The sequence below is a fragment of the Mycolicibacterium diernhoferi genome (assembly GCF_019456655.1).
Lineage (GTDB): Bacteria > Actinomycetota > Actinomycetes > Mycobacteriales > Mycobacteriaceae > Mycobacterium > Mycobacterium diernhoferi.
In genome coordinates this window covers 3,034,264-3,053,227 of record NZ_CP080332.1, presented here as the reverse complement: position 1 = coordinate 3,053,227, position 18,964 = coordinate 3,034,264, and the positions used below count along the sequence as shown (strand labels likewise).

Below are 18,964 nucleotides of genomic sequence, written 5' to 3'. Positions count from 1 at the left end.
AGGCCCTGCTAATCGGGTGGGCTCGGGAGCCGGTTCAGAAGCGGCAGAACCGGATGTCGGAGGCCAGGATCGCCTTGGCGCCGATCGCGGCGAGCTCATCCATGATGGAGTTGACGTCGCGTCGCGGTACCAGCGCCCGCACCGCAACCCAGTCCGGGTCGGCCAGCGGGGCGATGGTGGGCGACTCGAGCCCCGGTGTGACGGCACTGGCGGCTTCCAGAAGGCTGCGCGGGCAGTCGTAGTCGAGCATCAGGTACTGCTGGCCGAACACCACGCCCTGGACACGGGCCGCCAGCTGGTCACGGGCGGGATCGGGCTCGGCATCCGTCCGTTCGATCAGGACCGCTTCGGAGTCGCACAGCGACTCCCCGAAGGCCACCAGATTGTGCAGCCCCAGGGTGCGTCCGGAACCGACGATGTCGGCGATGACGTCGGCCACCCCGAGCTGGATGGAAATCTCCACGGCGCCGTCCAGGCGGATGACGGTCGCTTCGATTCCCCTGTCCGCCAGGTTCTTACGGACCAGATTCGGGTACGCGGTGGCGATCCGCTTACCGCCCAGCTGGTCGACGGTCCAGTTCTGCCCGGCCGGCGCGGCGTAACGGAACGTCGAGGACCCGAACCCCAGCGCCAACCGTTCCCGCACCGGCGCGCCGGACTCGGCGGCCAGATCGCGTCCGGTGATGCCGAGGTCGAGTTGCCCGGACCCCACGTAGATCGCGATGTCCTTGGGCCGCAGGAAGAAGAATTCGACATTGTTGGCCGGGTCGACGACGGTCAGATCCTTGGAGTCGGTCCGTCGCCGGTAACCGGCCTCGGACAGGATCTCGGCGGCCGACTCGCTCAGCGCCCCCTTGTTGGGTACCGCGACCCGCAGCACCCCGGCCCGCGAAGCGTCCGACATCACAGGTTCCGGTACACGTCGTCGAGGCTCAGGCCGCGCTTGAGCATCAGTACCTGAGTCCAGTACAGCAACTGGCTGATTTCTTCGGCGAGCGCGTCATCGCTCTCGTGCTCGGCGGCCAGCCACACCTCGCCGGCCTCCTCGAGGATCTTCTTGCCCAGCCCGTGCACCCCGGCGTCGAGCGCCGCGACCGTACCGCTACCGGCGGGCCGGGTCTGTGCTTTCTCACTGAGCTCGGCGAACAGGCCGTCGAAGGTCTTCACGGACCGCAATTCTTTCACGCGCCCGTTCCCGCGGTCACGCGGGTTTCACCTCGGGCGCCCGGCCGGTCACCGGGACGCCGGACGCTCCTCCTCGTTGAGCACCTCGGCGTGCATGTCCTCCAACGAGACACCCTTGGTCTCGCGCACCCACTTCGTCACGAACAGGAACGACAGCACGGCGCACAGCGCGTAGAAGCCGTAGGCCAGGCCCAGGTGATTGCGCAGTTCCGGGAAGGTGACCGTGATCAGCCAGTTGGCCGTCCACTGGCCTGCGGCGGCCAGACCCAGGGCGGCCGCGCGGATGCGGTTGGGGAACATCTCCCCCAGCAGCACCCACACCACCGGACCCCAGGACATGCCGAACGCGACCACGAACAGGTTCGCGGCGACCAGCGCGACCACGCCGGACGCGCCGGGCAGGCTCGGGGTGCCGTCGGGATTGACCGTGGCGTTGGCGAAGATGACCGCCATGGTGGCCAGGGTGACCGCCATACCCGCCGAGCCGATCAGCAGCAGCGGTTTGCGGCCGATCTTGTCGATCAGCGCGATCGCGATCAGGGTGGTGAGCACGTTGATCACCGAGGTGATCACGGTGTAGACCGCCGACTGGTCGGCGCTGAAACCGACGGCCTGCCACAGCACATTCGAGTAGTAGAAGATGACGTTGATCCCGACGAACTGCTGGAAGATCGACAAGCCCAGACCGACCCACACGATGCCGTAGACGCCGCCGGTCGGCTTCTTCAGATCCCGCCAGGACGGCTTGTCATCGCGCTCCAGGGTGTCCCGGATGCGGGTGATCGTGATCTCCAGGTTCTTCTGCCCCAGCAGCATGGTCAATACCCGGCGGGCTTCCGGAATCTTATGGCTGGCAACGAGATAACGCGGCGACTCCGGAATGGTGTAAGCGAGGCTGCCGTACAGCACGGCGGGCACCGCCATCACCAGGAACATCCATCGCCAGGCGTCCAGGCCCAGCCACAACACCTCGTTGGGCCCGCCGGCGATCCACTGCAGCAGCCAGTTCACCGCGAACGAGATGAAGATGCCCAGCACGATCGCGAGTTGCTGCAGCGAGCCCAGGCGGCCGCGGATTCCGGGTGGCGAGGTCTCGGCGATATAGGCGGGCGCGATGACCGAGGCGACACCGACACCGATGCCGCCGATGATGCGGAACACCACCAGGGTGATGGTCTCGGGGGCCAGTCCGGTGCCGAATGCGCTGATGAGAAAAAGCACGGCGGCGATCTTCATCACCGCGATGCGCCCGATCCGGTCGGCGATGCGGCCGGCGGACAGGGCACCGGCCGCGGCGCCCAGCAGCGCGGACGCCACCGCGAGCCCCAGGGCGTAGTTGCCGATCCCGAAGTCCTCCTGGATCGAGGACACCGCACCGTTGATGACCGCGCTGTCGTAGCCGAACAACAGGCCGCCGAGCGCGGCCACCGCGGCGATTCTCACCGCCGTCCGGCCGGAACTGAACCCGGAATCATCGTCGAGGAACGAGGCGTCATCTCCGCCGACCGGACCGTGTGTCATCGACTCGTCCTTCCGCAGCGCGCTGTGATGGGTGCCACATCACAATCGCACAGACGCGGTGGGTAATGGACCGTTACCCGGAGAGGAAATCAGGCGCTGCGTTCGTCCTGATCGGCGCCGAGTTCGGTGTGCACCACCCGTAGATCGTGCACTGTCAGCCCGGCCAGGGATTCGGCGTGCCGCCGGCGCGGGCCGGACGGCACCTCGATCTCATTGGGCACGACCAGAACCGCGCACCCGGCGGACTCCGCCGACGTCGAGCCCGTCACCGAGTCCTCGATCGCCAGGCAGTCCGCGGGATCCAGACCCAGCAGCTCGGCGGCCCGCAGATACGGGTCGGGCGACGGCTTGCCCGCGGGCACTTCGTCCCCGCACACCGAAACCGAGAAGTAGTGCCGGCCGATCGACTCCAGGGCCTGATCGGCCAGATCGCGACGGGTGTTGGTCACCAACGCCATCGGAACCCCGGCGGCGGTCAGGCCGTCGAGCATTTCCCGGGCGCCGGCGCACCACGGCAGGCCGGTCGCGAAGAGTCCCCCGACGTATTCGTGCAGCCAGTCCGCGGTCCGGGCCATGTCCGCGGGGTCGGGATCCAGGCCCAGGTCGGCGTACACGATCTGCATCACGGTCTCACTCGAGCCGCCGATCGTGCTGGTCCGCACCTGGGCGCTCAGCTGCCGTCCGTGTTGGCGGTAGAGCTCGTGAATGCCGAAGTCCCAGAGCTTTTCGGAGTCCACGATGGTGCCATCCATATCCCACAACACAGCACGCATGGGTGCCATCCTCTCATCGACTCCGGGGGCCCGGAAATCGAAGCTCGTCGGGGCGCGCGGCTAACGTGGTGCCATGACGGTTCTTGTGACGGGCGCCACCGGCAACATCGGCCGCAAGGTCGTGGATCGACTGCTCGAGCTGGGAGTCCGGGATATCCGGGCATTGACCACCGATCCGGCCAAGGCGAATCTGCCCGACGGCGTGGAGGTGGTCACCGGTTTCCTCGGCAGGCCGGAGACGATGTCGGTGGCGCTGGCCGATGTGGACCGGGTGTACCTGGCGCCGTACCCGCCGACGATCGGCATCACGTGCGAGATGATCGCCGCGGCCCGCGTGTCCTATGTGGTGGCGCTCTCCGGTGGCGCGCACTGGCAGCAGCATGCCGACGTGATCGCGGCGGCCGCGGTGCCGGCCATCCAGCTCGGGCCGGGTGAGTTCTGCGAGAACTTCGCCATGTGGGCCACCCAGATCGCGGCGACCGGCACGGTTCGAGAGCCCTACCCCGACGTGGTGGAGGCGCCGATCGCGATGGACGACATCGCCCGCGTCGCCGCGGCGTTGCTCGCCGCACCCGACGATGCGCACCTGGGCCGGATGTATGAGCTCACCGGGCCCGAGGCGCTGACCCGGGCCCAGATCGCCGAACAGATCGGGATCGGCATCGGCAGGCCGGTCCGGTTCGAGACGTGTAGCCGCGAGGAGGCGCTGGCAACGCTCGCGCCGGTCATGGGTGAGCAGGCGAGCTGGTACGTCGACCTCCTGGCGGCCGGCGTGCAGACACCCCAGCAGGCCAACGACCTCGTCGCCGAACTGACTGGCGCACCGGCGATCTCGATCGCCGAGTGGGCCAAGCTGAACGCGGACCGGTTCGGCTGAGCCTCAGTCCTCCGGGTTGTAGCCGAGATTGGGTGCCAGCCAGCGCTCGGCTTCGGCCAGGGTCCAGCCCTTGCGCCGGGCGTAGTCGGCGATCTGATCCTGAGCCATCCGGCCCACCACGAAGTACTGCGACTGCGGGTGCGAGAAGTACCAGCCGCTGACCGCGGCCCCGGGCCACATCGCCATCGATTCGGTCAGCTCGATGCCGGTCCGCTCGGTGACGTCCATCAACTCGAACAGGGTGGCCTTCTCGGTGTGTTCGGGGCAGGCCGGGTAGCCGGGCGCCGGGCGGATCCCGACGTACTTCTCCCCGATCAGCGCCGCGTTGTCCAGTTGCTCGTCGGGCTGGTAACCCCAGAACTCCTGGCGTACCCGCTGGTGCATCCGTTCGGCGAACGCCTCGGCCAGCCGGTCGGCCAGCGACTCCAGCAGGATCGCGTTGTAGTCGTCGTGGTCGGCCTTGAACTCCGTGATCTTGTCCTGGCTGCCCAGCCCCGCGGTGACGGCGAACGCGCCGACGTAATCCCGCAGGCCCGTTTCTCTGGGGGCGACGAAGTCGCCCAGGGACCGGTTCGGGATGCCGGCGCGGTGCTCCCCCTGCTGGCGCAGGTTGTGCAGCGTGGTGAGCACCTCGGTCCGGCTCTCGTCGGTGTAGACCTCGATGTCGTCGCCGACGGCGTTGGCGCAGAAGAACCCGATCACCCCGTTGGCCCTCAGCCACTTCTCCTTGATCAGGGTGTCGAGCATCTCCTGGGCGTCGTCGTACAGCTTGCGGGCGGCCTCCCCCGACACGGGGTTGTTCAGGATGTCCGGGAACCGGCCCTTCATCTCCCAGGCGTTGAAGAACGGCTGCCAGTCGATGTACTCGCGCAACTCGGCCACGTCGTAGTCGATGAACTCGCGGACCCCGACACCCTGGGCGGGCACCGGTGGCGTGTAGCCGTCCCACTCGATCGGGGTGCGGTTCGCCCGGGCCTTCTCCAGGGTCAGCATCGGCCGCTCGTTCTTCTGGGCGTGCCGTTCGCGCAGGGCCGCGTAGTCCTTCGCGGTGGCCTCCAGCAGCGCGGGCCGCTGCCTGTCGTCGAGCAGCGCCGCGGCGACCGGCACCGAGCGGGACGCGTCCTTGACCCAGACCACCGGGCCGCTGCGGCGCGGCGCCACCTTCACCGCGGTGTGGGCGCGCGAGGTGGTCGCGCCGCCGATCAGCAGCGGGATCTGCAGTCCTTCGCGCTCCATCTCGACGGCGAAGTTCACCATCTCGTCCAGCGACGGGGTAATCAGACCGGACAACCCGATGATGTCCGCGTCGTGCTCCCTGGCCGCGTCGAGTATCTTCTGCGCGGGCACCATCACCCCGAGGTCGATCACCTCGAAGTTGTTGCACTGCAGCACGACTCCGACGATGTTCTTGCCGATGTCGTGGACATCGCCCTTGACGGTCGCCATGATGATGGTGCCGTTGGTGTCCTTACCGGCGGCCGCGCCGGAGGCCTCCTTCTCGGCCTCGATGAACGGCAGCAGATAGGCGACGGCCTTCTTCATCACCCGGGCCGACTTCACCACCTGGGGCAGGAACATCTTGCCCGCACCGAAGAGGTCGCCGACGACGTTCATCCCGTCCATCAGCGGGCCCTCGATCACCTCGATCGGCCGCCCGCCGGCGGCATCGATCTCGGCCCGCAGTTCCTCGGTGTCGGCGTCGACGTGCGCGTCGATGCCCTTGACCAGGGCGTGCGTGATGCGTTCGCGAACCGGCAAGCTGCGCCATTCGGCGGCAGCTCGCTCGTCACCCTCTCCCGAGTTCTTGCTGTTGAACCGCTCCGCGATCTCCAGCAGCCGCTCGGCGGCATCCGCGCGGCGGTTGAGCACCACGTCCTCGATGCGCTCGCGCAGCTCGGGGTCGATCGAGTCGTACGGCACCAGCGCACCGGCATTGACGATGCCCATGTCCAGGCCGGCCTTGATGGCGTGGAACAGGAACACCGCGTGGATGGCCTCGCGGACCGGGTTGTTGCCGCGGAACGAGAACGACACGTTCGAGATGCCGCCGGAGATGTGCACCCCGGGCAGGTTCTCCTTGATCCAGGCGCACGCCTCGATGAAGTCGATCCCGTAGGTGGCGTGCTCCTCGATACCGGTGGCCAGAGCGAAGCAGTTCGGGTCGAAGATGATGTCCTCGGCCGGGAAGCCGACTTCTTCGGTCAGGATCCGGTAGGCGCGCCCGCAGATCTCCTTGCGGCGCTCCAGGTTGTCGGCCTGGCCCTGTTCGTCGAAGGCCATCACGACGACGGCCGCGCCGTACTTGCGGCACAGCCGGGCCTCGCGGATGAACTTCTCCTCGCCCTCCTTCAGGGAGATCGAGTTGACGATCGGCTTGCCCTGCACGTTCTTCAGGCCGGCCTCGATGACCTCCCACTTCGAGGAGTCGATCATCACCGGGACGCGGCTGATGTCCGGTTCGGCGGCGATCAGCTTGGTGAACCGGTCCATCGCGGCGACGCCGTCGATCATGCCCTCGTCCATGTTGATGTCGATGACCTGCGCACCGACCTCGACCTGCTGCAGCGCCACCGACAACGCGGTGTCGTAATCCTCGGCCTTGATCAGGTTGCGGAACCGGGCCGAGCCGGTGATGTTGGTGCGCTCCCCGATGTTCACGAACAGCGAGCTGTCGGAGATGTTCAGCGGCTCCAGGCCGGACAGCCGGGTGGCCACCGGGATCTGCGGCAGTTCGCGAGGCGCCTTGCCGTCGACGACCTTGGCGATCTCGGCGATGTGCGGCGGCGCGGTGCCACAGCACCCGCCGACCAGGTTGACCAGGCCGGCCTCGGCGAACTCGGCGATGTAGGAGGCCTGGCGCTGCGGAGACTCTTCGTACTCACCGAAGGCGTTGGGCAGGCCGGCGTTCGGGTAGCAGGAGACGTAGGTGTCCGCGATGCGTGCCATCTCGGCGATGTAGGGCCGCATCTCCGGTGCGCCGAGGGCGCAGTTGAGGCCGACCGCGATCGGTCTCGCGTGCCGGATCGCGTTCCAGAACGCCTCGGTGACCTGGCCGGACAGCGTGCGCCCGGACGCGTCGGTGATGGTGCCGGAGATGATCACCGGCCAGCGCCGGCCGCGCTGCTCGAACAGCGTCTCGACGGCGAAGACCGCCGCCTTGGCGTTCAGCGAGTCGAAGATGGTCTCGATGATGATCAGATCGGAGCCGCCGTCGACCAGGCCGTTGGCAGCCTCCAAGTAGGCGGCCACGAGCTGGTCGTAGGAGACGTTGCGGGCGCCCGGGTCATTGACGTCCGGTGAGATGGACGCGGTGCGGGTCGTCGGCCCGATGGCGCCGGCGACGTAGCGGGGCTTGTCCGGGGTGCTGTACTCGTCGGCGGCCTTGCGGGCGAGGGCGGCGCCCACGTAGTTCAGCTCGTAGCTCAGGTCGGCCATGTCGTAGTCCGACAGCGAGACCGCGTTCGCGTTGAACGTGTTGGTCTCCAGGATGTCCGCGCCCGCTTCCAGGTACTCGCGGTGGATGCCCTCGATGATCTGCGGCTGCGTCAGGTTGAGCAGGTCGTTGTTGCCCTGCAGCGCCGTCGGCCACTCCGTGAACCGGTCACCGCGGTAGCCGTCCTCGTCGGGGCGGTCGCGCTGGATCGCCGTGCCCATGGCGCCGTCGATCACCACGATGCGCTGCTGCAGAGCGGCGGTCAGCTCGTCGGTGCAGTCCGGGCGGATGTTCGGCTCAAGGCCTGTCACGTGCACTCCTTCCGTGGCGGAAGGCGTCCTTGACTCTGCCGAGCGTGGCGGATACCAGGGGAAACAGCCCCCAGATAACCGTTGCAACGCCTCTCGACCTTGGAAAGTCTACGTCGTCACCCGATCGACGTCCGGACGCCCAACTCGTCACCGCGATGACAGTTCGCGGGACCTGTCGGCAGGTCAACGACACCAGGGCTGGACCTGTTGCAGTCCAACGCATTTGGCCTCGACCTCGCGGGCACCGGCCTTGACGCCGGCACCGGGCATGACACGCCGGCCGAACAGGTCCGGTCGGCGGGTGTCGCGTGGGTGTCGCAAGCCGGCGGTCACAGGAACAGAGTAGTCCGGCTAGCCAAATGGATTTGTCCCGCACCGCCCTGACCACGGGGATCCGGGCCGCAAATCGCCGTGTGGCCCGCCGTGGCTCCTCGCTGCGATCCAGGGCTTACGCTGGCAGTGTGACACCGTCGGATCCGAGCGTGCCCGGCCTGCCGGAGCTGCAGAACACAGTCGTGGTGGCGGCCTTCGAGGGCTGGAACGACGCCGGCGACGCGGCCAGCGGAGCCCTGGAGCACCTGGACGCGATCTGGGAAGCCGTGACCATCGTCGAGATCGACGACGAGAGCTACTACGACTACCAGGTGAATCGCCCGGTGATCCGCCAGATCGACGGCGTCACACGTGAGTTGGTCTGGCCGTCGATGCGGATCTCGCACTGCCGCCCGCCGGGCAGCGACCGCGACATCGTGCTGATGCACGGGGTCGAACCGAACATGCGCTGGCGCACGTTCTGCGCGGAACTGCTGGCCATCGCCGACAAGCTGAACGTCGACACCGTCGTCATTCTGGGTGCGCTGCTCGCCGACACACCGCACACCCGCCCGGTCCCGGTGTCCGGTGCCGCGTACTCGGCGGAATCGGCCAAGCTCTTCGGCCTGGAGGAGACCCGCTACGAGGGACCCACCGGTATCGCCGGGGTGTTCCAGGACGCCTGCGTGCAGGCCGGGATCCCGGCGGTGACGTTCTGGGCGGCGGTTCCGCACTACGTGTCCCAGCCGCCCAACCCGAAGGCCACCGTGGCGCTGCTACGGCGCGTCGAGGACGTCCTGGACATCGAGGTGCCGTTGGCCGATCTGCCCACCGCGGCCGAGGAGTGGGAGCAGGCCGTCACCGAGATGACCGCCGAGGACGACGAGATCGCCGAGTACGTGCAGTCACTGGAGGAACGCGGCGACGCCGAGGTGGACATGAACGAGGCGCTGGGCAAGATCGACGGCGACGCGCTGGCCGCCGAGTTCGAGCGGTACCTGCGTAGGCGTGGCCGCTAACCGACCCGCTCCGGCTGCGGCGCCTGCCAGCTGCCGTTCAGCGCGTCCGGCTTGGGCCAGTACAGCCGCAACACCAGGGCGAACGGTCCCTCGGGTGCCGGCAGCCAGTTGGGTTCCTTGTCGGCCCCGGGCGAGTCGTGCTGGATCAGCAGCGTGTAGCCGCCGTCCGCGTCGGGCACCAACTGCGGCAGCATCTCCGAGTTGATCAGATACCGGTTGATCGGATTGTCCACCAGCAGACTGGACGGCAGCTCGTACATGGTCAGCGACCAGAACGCGTTGACCGGTGGCAGTTGTCCCGGCTCGAACCGGTAGGTGTAGCGCTGGGCCCCGGTCAGTGGCGCCCCGTCGGAGTCGTTCATCGCACTCGGGTACAGCGCCTCGGCCGCGGTGTTGCCGTAGATGCCCAGCACCGCGCCGGCCATCCGGTACAGGTAATTGCCGTCGAGGTCCTCGGCGGTGCCGAAGAACTGCGCCGAGCCGACCTCGCCGGTGTCGACCTTGTCCTTCTTGAACGCGTCGAACTCGGCCCAGGCGTCCGCCATGCCGTCCTCGACGGCCGTGCGCATCTCCGGGCTCAGTTTGTCGGCGTCGAAGTCACCGCCCGGCCCGATGCCGATGCGCGCGAACCGGTCCCGTAGTTCCTGTTCGCCCGGTTGCGCCGGGGCGAACCGCAGCGCGGCGTTGAGCACCTCGAAGAACTGCGGCGAGGTCTTCTGCGCCTCCGCGGTCAGCGGCGGGGTGAAGTCGATCGGCGGGGCGGCCGCCGGCGACGGCTGGTTGAGCGCCACCGACAGCGGCGCCACCTGGTAACCGGCCTGGATCGACTTGACCTCGTCGATGTCGGACGGCCCGAACAACTGGGTGCGGTACAGCACGAACGCCAGATCCGTGCCGGACCGGATGACCTCGTCGATGCCCTCGGGTTTCTCGCCCTGCCAGCCGGGCCCGGCCAGCAGGTAGCGCCCGCCGTTGTTGCCCGTGGTCCGGCTGCCCACGTACCCGACGTTGTAGGTGTAGCCGTCGACGAACTGCAGGGAGTAGTAGCGGTCCTGTTCGATCGGTGGCACCGTCAGCACCAACGGCTCGGCGCGCAGGTCCGCGCCGACGAACGAGTACGGGGTGTCCGAATTCGGGGTCTGGATCGCGGTGTCCGCGGGCGTGGACACCCGTGCGAAGTTGTGGATGGCGTTCCAGCCGCCCTTGTACTCCGGGTCCTCCTTGTCCACGAAGTAGGCGTACTGCACCCGATAGTTGTCGACCATCGGAAACCCGTAGACGTAGGCCTCTTTCGCGATCGCACGGGCCTCGTCGAGGGAGACCGGACGATCCTCGGCAGCGCTCTGCGTGGGGGTCGGATCCGGTTCCTTGGCGGCGGGACTGCAGCCGGCCAGGGCGGCGATGAGGACCATCACCGACAGCAGACGGGTCACTGCTTCTCCAATGCTTCGGTGCGTGCGCTGGTGTTGCGGCCCAGGGCGGTTGCCTCGGCGTCGAGTTCGGGCAGCAGTTCGGGGGTGAACCGCCGGATGTCGCGCTCGGCCAACGGGGTCGAGACCAGCGGGCGGATCCACCGGAACACCCCCACCCAGCGCGGGCTGTAGATCCGCTTCTTGCGGCGCTCGATGCCCTTGACGAACGCGGCACCGCATTCGGTGACCGTGGTGGTGCGCTTGAGCGGGCCGGGCATCCGGGCGAGCATCTCACGGAACGCGGCCAGGTCGGCCTTGGCGTCCTGCACCAGCGGGGTGTCGATCCAGCTCATGTGCGCGGACCCGACGTCCACCCCGAGGTGGGCGACCTCCAGGCGCAAGGTGTTGGCGAAGTACTCGGCGCCGGCCTTGGAGGCGTGGTAGGCCGCCAGCCCCGGGGCCGAGGTGAAGGCCGCCAGCGAGGACACCACCAGCACGTAGCCGCGCCGCTCGATGACCGCCGGCAGGGTGGCGCGGACCGTGTTGAAGACGCCGACGACGTTGACGTCCTGCACCCGTTTGAAGGCGGCGGGATCGACCTGCAGGACGGAGCCGAAGCAGGCGATACCGGCGTTGGCCAGCACCACATCGATGCCACCGAAGCGGGCCACCGCCGCGTCGGCGGCGCGTTGCATGGCCGGGAGGTCACGCACATCGGCCAGGACGGTCAGCACGTGAGCGTCACCGCCCAGCTCGGCGGCCAGCTCGGCCAGCGGCGCGGCGTCCAGGTCGGTGAGCACCAGTTTCGCGCCCCTACGGCGCAGCCGGCGGGCCACCTCCGCGCCCACCCCACGGGCACCACCGGTGATGAAGACGACCTTGCCGTGCAGGGAGCTCATGGCGGTCAACGTACCCGCCGTGTCGTTCCTGCAGGTGGGTGGTTAAAGGTCTATACCCAGCAAACTGTCGACGATGTCGGCGACCAGCTTTGGAGCCGACTGGTCACCGCCGCCGTAGGTCAGCGCGTCGGTACACCAGCCATCAAGAGCGGCAAGCGCTTTGGGGGTGTCCAGGTCGTCGGCCAGGTAGCTGCGCACCCGGCTCAGCACATCGGTGGCATCCGGTCCGGACGGCAGCGCCGTCGCGGCGCGCCACCGCTGCAGCCGGATGTCGGCCTCGTCCAGGATGGCCGGGCTCCAGTACCGGTCCGCGCGGTAGTGACCGGCGAACAGTCCCAGCCGCACCGCACCCGGATCGACCCCGTCGGCGCGCAACTGCGACACCAGCACCAGGTTGCCGCGGCTCTTGCTCATCTTGTGCCCGTCCCAGCCGATCATCCCGGCGTGCACATAGTGCCGGGCGAATCGGCGCTCCCCCGTGACACATTCGGCGTGCGCGGCGGAGAACTCGTGGTGCGGGAAGATGAGATCCGACCCGCCGCCCTGGATGTCCAGTCCGGTCCCGATGCGGTCCAGGGCGATGGCCGTGCACTCCACATGCCAGCCCGGCCGGCCGGCCCCGAACGGTGAGGGCCAGCTGGGTTCGCCCGGCCGCTGCGCGCGCCACAGCAGGGCGTCGAGCGGATCGGCCTTACCGGCGCGGTCCGGGTCACCACCGCGTTCGGCGAACAGCCGCGCCATGGTGTCGTGGTCGTAACCCGATTCGTAGCCGAACTGCTCGGTGGCGTCGGCGCGGAAGTACACGTCCGGGTACTGCGCATCGTCGACCACGTACGCGGCCCCGGACGCCAGCATCTTCTCCACCAGCGCGATCACCTCGGCGATCGCGTCGGTGGCGGCCACGTAGTCGCGCGGTGGCAGCACCCGCAGCGCGGTCATGTCCTCCCGGAACAGCTGCGTCTCGCGGTCGCCGAGCTCACGCCAGTCGATACCGTCGCGCTCGGCCCGTTCGAACAACGGGTCGTCCACGTCGGTGATGTTCTGCACGTAGTGCACATCGTGTCCGCCGTCCCGCCACACCCGGTTGACCAGGTCGAAGGCCAGGTAGGTCGCGGCGTGGCCGAGGTGGGTCGCGTCATACGGGGTGATCCCGCACACGTACATGGTGGCGGTCTGGCCGGGTGACACCGGGCGCACCTGCCGGTCGGCGGTGTCGTACAGGCGCAGCGGTACACCCCGGCCGGGCAACGTGGGAATGGTCGGCGCCGGCCAGGACTGCATGACGTCGACTCTAGGGTGTTCGGTCACCGATGCCTTTCGATGGTGTGGTCGTGCCGGTTGTCGCTCACCGGAACCGACAAGTTCGGCGCCGAATACATTCCCGCAATCGGCGATCCGGGTCAAAACGCGGACCGGATGCTCTGCAGCAGTGTGTCGGCCAGCTCGGTACGGCACATCAACAGGTCCGGCAGGTAGGGGTCGCGGCGGTTGTAGATCAGCGGCGCCCCACCCAGCCGGGAGGCGTGCAGCCCGGCGGCCTGCACCACCCCGGCCGGCGCCGCCGAGTCCCACTCCCACTGCCCGCCGGCGTGGATGTAGGCGTCGACGTCCCCGCGCACCACGGCCATCGCCTTCGCGCCGGCCGAACCGATCCGGACCACCTCGATATCGAGATGCTCGCGCAGCCACCACAGCACCGCCGGGGGCCGGTAGGTGCTGGCGGTGATGCGGATGGGTCCCTCGCGGCGCGGCGGTGGGGCGGTCACCGTGTCGGTGCGGTAGACCTCACCGATCGCCGGCAGCGCGACCGCGGCGTCGGTGATCAGGCCCTCAGAAGTTCCGTTGCGCTGCCACAACGCGATGTGCACCGCCCAGTCGGCGTGCCCGCGCATGGAGAACTCCCGGGTCCCGTCGACCGGGTCGACGATCCACACCCGCTCGGCGTGCACCCGGGACAGGTCGTCGGCCGCCTCCTCGGAGAGCACCGCATCGCCCGGGCGCAGTTCGGCGAGCCGTTTGAGGATCAGCACGTTGGCGTGGCGGTCTCCGGCGTCACCGAGCTCGTAGGAGTCGTAGAAACCGACCTCCTCGCGCAACGCCACCAGCAGTTCGCCCGCCTCGGCAGCGACCATGGCGGCCACGTCGGCGTCGGTCTGCGCGGCGGAATTCACCGACCCAGTATTGCTTGGCCGCCGGGCCGGGTCGCAGGGCACGTGTCGGGAAACGCTCCACGATGCGCCTCGATGGCTCAAGATGGGCTCGATCAAACCCGGATTTTCTCGAAAGGCGACCCGTTCATGACCGCACCCGCGGCGGGCGAACTCGCCCCCTCCTGGCAGCGCCGGTTCGCCTTCTTCGATCTGTACGGCCTGCCCAACTCGTCACCGGTGGCCAAGGCCGCCTACCGCACCCTGCCGTTCTGGGACAAGGTGCGCCTGACGTCGAACGTGTGGGCGCTGCTGTTCGGCTTCATCTACTTCTACGTCAAGGGCATGTGGCGCAAGGGCACCACGCTGCTGGGCATCGGCTTCGGGCTGGGGGTACTGCTCGCATCGCTGCATGCGTCGCAGTTCCTGACCCAGGTGATCACGTTCGCGTTCGCCGGGGCGATCATGTCCACCGCCAACTACGCCTACTACCTGCACGCCCGGGGCAGCCAGTCGTGGAATCCGTTCGAGGGGTTCGGTCCCCGCACCTCGATGTGACGTCCTAGAACGCCGGCCACGGGATCGGCCGGTGCCGATCCGGGGTCGGCATCACCGGATGATCCAGCAGCTCGCTGACCCTGGCCCGCAGCGCGGCCACCTCGCGGGCGGTGAGGTGCTCACCGAGTTGCTCGGCCAGCTCACCGTCGAGCTTGTCGCGCAGCCCCGCCACCGCGGCGAGCGTCTCGTCGTCGACGGGTTTGCCGGCCCAGCCCCAGAGCACGGTGCGCAGTTTGTCCTCGCTGTGCAGGCTCACCCCGTGGTCGACGCCGCGAACGCGTCCGTCCACCCCGGTCAGGATGTGCCCGCCCTTGCGGTCGGCGTTGTTGATCAGCACGTCGAACACGGCCATCCGGCGCAGCCGGTCGTCGTCGGCGTGGACCAGGGTGACCGGGTCCCCGGCGTAGTCGTAGGCCTGCAGGATCGCCAGGTAGCCGGCCGGTAACCGGCCCGCAGGCAGCAGGTCGACCAGATCGGGTCCGGCGTCCGGGTCAGCGGGTTCGGCGGCATCCTCGGTCAGCGCGTCGCCGGGTTGATCGACCCAGCGCTGCACCATGCCCGGGCCGGCCGGTCCGTCACGAATGATGGTGTACGGCACGATGTCCCAGCCCAGCGCGGCCGACACCAGATAGGCGGCGCGCTCCCGTCCCGCCAGCGTGCCGTCCGGGAAATCCCACAGCGGGGCCTCACCGGCGACCGGTTTGTAGACGCAGTGCACCGTCTGCTCCCCCAGCTGTGCCTCGCACAGGAAGGTGGCGTTGCTCGCGGAGCGGATACGGCCGATGACGGTGAGTTCGCCCTCGGTCAGTACCTGCTGCTCAGAAGGGGGGTTCATCGTCTGCCGCCCCACCCAGGGCGCTGCGCCGGTAGCCGTTGAGGCGCACGCAGATGTGCCCCTCGGGGTCCAGCGGCTCGTCGCACAGCGGGCACGGCGGCCGACCGGCCGAGATCACCCGATTCGACCGGGTGGCGAACTCCCGTGCGGATTCGGGGCTGAGGAACACCCGGACCGCGTCCGGGCCGTCCTCGGCGTCGTCGAGCACCACCGAGGCGTCGAACTCGGTGTCCGAGACGGCCAGCAGTTCCACGACGACGGTCTGGGCCTCGGCGTCCCAGCCCAAACCCATGGTGCCCACCCGGAACTCGGAGTCCACCGGCATCACCAGCGGGCTCAGATCACCGACCTCACCGGTGTCGGGCGGGATCGGGGTGCCGAAGCGCCGGTTGATCTCCACCAGCAGCGCCGAGATACGTTCGGCGAGCACTGCCACCTGCTGCTTTTCCAGCATGACCGACACCACCCGCTTGTCGTGCACCGCCTGCAGATAAAACGTGCGGTTTCCGGGCTGCCCGACAGTCCCGGCCACAAAGCGGTCGGGAGTTCGGAAGACGTGAATTGCGCGTGCCATGGCACCTTTCAAAATACCGGTAGCGGGTCTACCTCAGTCGGTGGAGCCGCCGACCACCGCGTCCCCGGACGGGACAGCACCGGCCTCGGGGCCGGGTTTGGCGGCCAATCCGGCGGTCAGCCCGTTGCCGGTGTGGTTGACGTGCAGCACGAACGGCCGGGTCTCGGTGTAACGGATGACGCTCATCGAGGCCGGGTCGGCGGTGATGCGCTGGAAGGAATCCAGATGGGTGCCCAGCGCGTCGGCCAGCACCGCTTTGATGACGTCGCCGTGGGTGCACGCCAGCCACAGCACGTCGGAGCCGTGTTCGGCGGCCAGCCGGCGGTCGTGCTCGCGGACCGCGGCCACCGCCCGGGCCTGCACTCCGGCCAGGGCCTCACCCTCGGGGAAGATCGCCGCGCTGGGCTGCTGCTGGACCACCTTCCACAACGGTTCCTTGAACAGTTCGCCGATCTTGCGCCCGGTCCAGGTGCCGTAGTCCACCTCGGAGATGCGCTCATCGACGATCGGTTGGATCCCCAGGGCCGCGGCGAGCGGCTCCACGGTGCGTTCGCACCGCAGCAGCGGTGACCGCACGATCGCCTTGACCGGCAGGTCGCCGATCCGGTCGACCACCGCCTGCGCCTGCTCGCGGCCCACGGCGTCGAGGTCGACACCCTCGGAGCGCCCGGCCAGCGTGTGCGCGGTGTTCGAGGTCGAGCGGCCGTGCCGCAGCAGGATGACGGTCATGGGGTCCTCTCGGGGATCATTGTGCGGCCCGCACCCGGAATCATTGTGCGGCCCGCACCCGGAATCACTGCGCGGCCAGTACGCCGGTGGACAGCAGTACCAGCACGGTCACCCCGAGGATCAGCCGGTAGCCGACGAACCAGTACATGCTGTGGCGGACCAGGAACCGCAGGAACCAGGCGACCGCGGCGTAGCCGACGACGAACGCGATCAGGGTGCCGACCACGATCTGTGGCCCGGTGGCGCTCATCCCCGTCGTCCCGGGCTCGAACACATGGCGCAGTTCGTAGAGTCCGGAACCGAGCACCGCCGGGATGGCGAGCAGGAAGCCGAATCGGGCTGCGGCCTCCCGTTTCTGGCCGAGGAAAAGGCCGGCGCTGATGGTGACGCCGGACCGGGAGACGCCCGGGATCAGGGCGAGCGCCTGCGCGGATCCGATGAGCAGGCTGTCGCGCCAGGTGAACTGTTCGATGGCGCGGGTCTGCTTGCCCCAGTACTCCGCGGCGGCGATGACGAACGAGAAGACGATGAGCGCGGTGGCGATCACCCACAGGTTTCGGATGTCGTCGCGGATGTAGTGCTGCAGGGTGAAGCCGAACACGCCGATCGGCACCGTGCCGATGATCACCCACCAGCCCAGCCAGTAGTCCGGGGTGCGCCGCTCGGGGTTGGTGAGTCCACCGAACCAGGCCGTCAGGATGCGGGCGATGTCCTTGGCGAAGTACAGCAGCACCGCGATCTCGGTGCCGATCTGCACGACCGCGGTGAAGGAGGCACCCGCATCGCCCCCGAAGAATGCCTCCGACACGATCGCCAGATGCCCGGAGGATGAGACCGGGAGAAACTCGGTCAGTCCCTGGACCACGGCCAGCACGATGACCTGCAGCCAGGACATCGCGGATACGTCAATCACGCGGACGACCGTACCGTGGGGTGCGTGTCAGCGTGCTGTGCGCACCGGCTCGGCTCCGGCGACCGCGTCTCGGACCGCGGCGGCTACGCTGCGCTCATCGGTGACGTCGATATCGGTCAGGCGGCGGGTCGCGGTCGCGACGATGTCCTCGTCCTGCGGTACCGGTCCGCTCAGCCGGGGCCGATACACCTCGATGACCAGGAACTGCCGGTCTTCGACGTGAAAGGAGAAGCTACGACCATCGCCGAGCGATCCGAACCCACTGGCGTGCACACCCGTGGAGATGTCTTCGATGGTGAAGTCGTCTGCCATCAGATCCGTTCCCGGCGCGACAGTCATAGCCGAACCTTACCGCCGAATTGACGTAACCGTCCGATTAGGCGTCGTTTGCCTAAACTTTGAAATCGGAACCACTGCTTCAACGAAATCAGGAGATATCGGGGCCATTGGACACGAAATCCGCATTCCGCCTTCGGATGACGGCGGTATTCGCCGTGGTGGCCGCCGTTGCATCGGGGTGCTCATCGAGCCCCTCTGATTCGCCACCACCGACTATTCCGGTTGCATTGCCGGCGGTGTCTCCGCCGGTCACCGGCGTATTGGACGGTGCGGTGCGCCCGCTGGCCGGCCCGGGTACCGCCGCCACCTTCGATATCAGTACCTCCTCGCTGGTCGTGCTCGGCCCGGCCGATGTGCTCACGGTCCTGCCGAGTGCCGGCACGTCCTACACCATCGCCCTGCCCGCCGAGGCCACCGCGCTGACCGGCGACGGCAGCGGTGAGGTGTGGCTGGCTGTGCGGGGCGGCTATCTGCGGGTGAACGTCGCCGCCGCGGCCGCCACCCCGGTCGAGGTCGAGGGCCGGGCGGACACCGACTTCACCGCCATCGCCCGGCATGCGGACGGCCGTCTGGTGCTCGGCAGCGCCGACGGCACGCTGTACACGCTGGGCTCGGACACCACGGTCGCCGCCGAGTTGAAGAAGTTCGCCCGGGTGGACGTCCTTGTCGCGCAGGACGACTCGACCGTGGTGCTGGACCGTGGCCAGACCTCGGTCACCGAGATCGACGGTGACGGGACCGGCACCGAGCAGGCTCTCCGCGCCGGTGAGGGCGCGACCATGATGGCCACCGATCCGGCGGGCCGGGTGCTGGTCACCGACACCCGCGGCGGGGCGCTGCTGGTGTACGGCACCGAGCCGCTCATCCTGCGTCAGCGCTTCCCGGTGCACGATGCCCCCTACGGGGTGACCGGCTCGGCCGATCTGGCCTGGGTGTCACAGACGGCGACCAATACCGTCGTTGGATACGATCTCGCTACCGGAATACCCGTGGAGAAGGTGCGTTATCGGACCGTGCAGCAACCCAACACCCTGGCCTTCGACGACGCCACGAACACGCTCTACGTGGTGTCCGGTTCCGGTGCCGGGGTGCAGGCGATCCCCGACGCGGCGCCGCAGCGATGAGGA

At 68.4% G+C, this 18,964-nt stretch carries 18 protein-coding genes; 4 read left to right on the top strand and 14 right to left on the bottom strand.

Annotated elements, in window-relative coordinates; genetic code table 11:
• Positions 1 to 34 precede the first annotated feature (34 nt).
• From hisG to K0O62_RS14360, 4 genes are all read right to left on the bottom strand, one after another.
• A complete protein-coding gene (gene hisG / locus K0O62_RS14375; protein ID WP_073855307.1) occupies positions 35 to 880 on the bottom strand; it encodes an ATP phosphoribosyltransferase in 846 nt (281 codons plus the stop codon).
• Between the two features lie 23 nt (positions 881 to 903).
• The gene (locus K0O62_RS14370) at positions 904 to 1,185 is read right to left on the bottom strand and encodes a phosphoribosyl-ATP diphosphatase (RefSeq protein ID WP_073854996.1); all 282 of its coding nucleotides are present in this window, start codon (positions 1,183 to 1,185) and stop codon (positions 904 to 906) included.
• A 48-nt stretch (positions 1,186 to 1,233) separates the two neighbouring features.
• Positions 1,234 to 2,706, bottom strand: a complete 1,473-nt coding sequence (locus K0O62_RS14365; protein WP_073854994.1) for a sugar porter family MFS transporter — start codon at positions 2,704 to 2,706, stop codon at positions 1,234 to 1,236.
• Positions 2,707 to 2,795: 89 nt separating this feature from the next.
• A complete protein-coding gene (locus K0O62_RS14360) occupies positions 2,796 to 3,479 on the bottom strand; it encodes an HAD family hydrolase (protein WP_073854992.1) in 684 nt (227 codons plus the stop codon).
• Between the two features lie 73 nt (positions 3,480 to 3,552).
• Between K0O62_RS14360 and K0O62_RS14355 the strand changes: the two genes are divergently transcribed.
• Complete coding sequence (locus tag K0O62_RS14355; protein WP_073854990.1) at positions 3,553 to 4,356, top strand: SDR family oxidoreductase; 804 nt, start codon at positions 3,553 to 3,555, stop codon at positions 4,354 to 4,356.
• 3 nt (positions 4,357 to 4,359) lie between these two features.
• Here the strand turns inward: K0O62_RS14355 and metH are convergent, their stop codons facing one another.
• The gene (metH, locus tag K0O62_RS14350) at positions 4,360 to 8,106 is read right to left on the bottom strand and encodes a methionine synthase (protein ID WP_073854988.1); all 3,747 of its coding nucleotides are present in this window, start codon (positions 8,104 to 8,106) and stop codon (positions 4,360 to 4,362) included.
• 455 nt (positions 8,107 to 8,561) lie between these two features.
• Between metH and K0O62_RS14345 the strand changes: the two genes are divergently transcribed.
• Positions 8,562 to 9,431 carry a PAC2 family protein gene (locus K0O62_RS14345; RefSeq protein ID WP_073854986.1) on the top strand — a complete coding sequence of 290 codons (870 nt, stop codon included), beginning with the start codon at positions 8,562 to 8,564 and terminating at the stop codon, positions 9,429 to 9,431.
• Here K0O62_RS14345 and K0O62_RS14340 read toward each other — a convergent pair.
• The 4 genes from K0O62_RS14340 to K0O62_RS14325 form a co-directional block, all read right to left on the bottom strand.
• Positions 9,428 to 10,843, bottom strand: a complete 1,416-nt coding sequence (locus K0O62_RS14340) for a DUF1254 domain-containing protein (protein ID WP_079244134.1) — start codon at positions 10,841 to 10,843, stop codon at positions 9,428 to 9,430. The two genes, K0O62_RS14345 and K0O62_RS14340, sit on opposite strands and share 4 nt — an antisense overlap.
• Positions 10,844 to 10,860: 17 nt before the next feature.
• On the bottom strand, positions 10,861 to 11,742 hold the full coding sequence (locus K0O62_RS14335) for an SDR family oxidoreductase (protein WP_073854983.1): 882 nt from the start codon (positions 11,740 to 11,742) through the stop codon (positions 10,861 to 10,863).
• Positions 11,743 to 11,784: 42 nt separating this feature from the next.
• Positions 11,785 to 13,023: a cysteine--1-D-myo-inosityl 2-amino-2-deoxy-alpha-D-glucopyranoside ligase gene (gene mshC, locus K0O62_RS14330; RefSeq protein ID WP_073854981.1), complete on the bottom strand. Its 1,239-nt coding sequence runs from the start codon at positions 13,021 to 13,023 to the stop codon at positions 11,785 to 11,787.
• Between the two features lie 119 nt (positions 13,024 to 13,142).
• Positions 13,143 to 13,874, bottom strand: a complete 732-nt coding sequence (locus K0O62_RS14325; RefSeq protein ID WP_073855306.1) for a 3'(2'),5'-bisphosphate nucleotidase CysQ — start codon at positions 13,872 to 13,874, stop codon at positions 13,143 to 13,145.
• Between the two features lie 165 nt (positions 13,875 to 14,039).
• Between K0O62_RS14325 and K0O62_RS14320 the strand changes: the two genes are divergently transcribed.
• Complete coding sequence (locus K0O62_RS14320; RefSeq protein WP_073854979.1) at positions 14,040 to 14,447, top strand: DUF2628 domain-containing protein; 408 nt, start codon at positions 14,040 to 14,042, stop codon at positions 14,445 to 14,447.
• Positions 14,448 to 14,451: 4 nt separating this feature from the next.
• On the opposite strand, the gene K0O62_RS14315 is transcribed toward K0O62_RS14320, so the two are convergent.
• The 5 genes from K0O62_RS14315 to K0O62_RS14295 all read right to left on the bottom strand — a co-directional run bounded on the left by K0O62_RS14315 (position 14,452) and on the right by K0O62_RS14295 (position 17,837).
• Positions 14,452 to 15,282, bottom strand: coding sequence for an Rv2133c family protein (locus K0O62_RS14315; RefSeq protein WP_073854977.1), 831 nt, complete (start codon positions 15,280 to 15,282; stop codon positions 14,452 to 14,454).
• Positions 15,266 to 15,856, bottom strand: a complete 591-nt coding sequence (locus K0O62_RS14310; RefSeq protein WP_073854975.1) for an Rv2134c family protein — start codon at positions 15,854 to 15,856, stop codon at positions 15,266 to 15,268. Before K0O62_RS14310 ends, K0O62_RS14315 begins: the two co-directional genes overlap by 17 nt.
• Positions 15,857 to 15,889: 33 nt before the next feature.
• Positions 15,890 to 16,585: a histidine phosphatase family protein gene (locus K0O62_RS14305; protein WP_073854973.1), complete on the bottom strand. Its 696-nt coding sequence runs from the start codon at positions 16,583 to 16,585 to the stop codon at positions 15,890 to 15,892.
• 64 nt (positions 16,586 to 16,649) lie between these two features.
• Entirely contained in the window at positions 16,650 to 17,480 is an 831-nt protein-coding gene (locus K0O62_RS14300; protein WP_073854971.1) for an undecaprenyl-diphosphate phosphatase, read from the bottom strand.
• Positions 17,481 to 17,525: 45 nt separating this feature from the next.
• The gene (locus K0O62_RS14295) at positions 17,526 to 17,837 is read right to left on the bottom strand and encodes a hypothetical protein (protein WP_073854969.1); all 312 of its coding nucleotides are present in this window, start codon (positions 17,835 to 17,837) and stop codon (positions 17,526 to 17,528) included.
• Positions 17,838 to 17,974: 137 nt separating this feature from the next.
• Here K0O62_RS14295 and K0O62_RS14290 point away from each other — a divergent pair, with 137 nt between their 5' ends.
• The gene (locus tag K0O62_RS14290) at positions 17,975 to 18,961 is read left to right on the top strand and encodes a YncE family protein (protein WP_073854967.1); all 987 of its coding nucleotides are present in this window, start codon (positions 17,975 to 17,977) and stop codon (positions 18,959 to 18,961) included.
• Positions 18,962 to 18,964 lie beyond the last annotated feature (3 nt).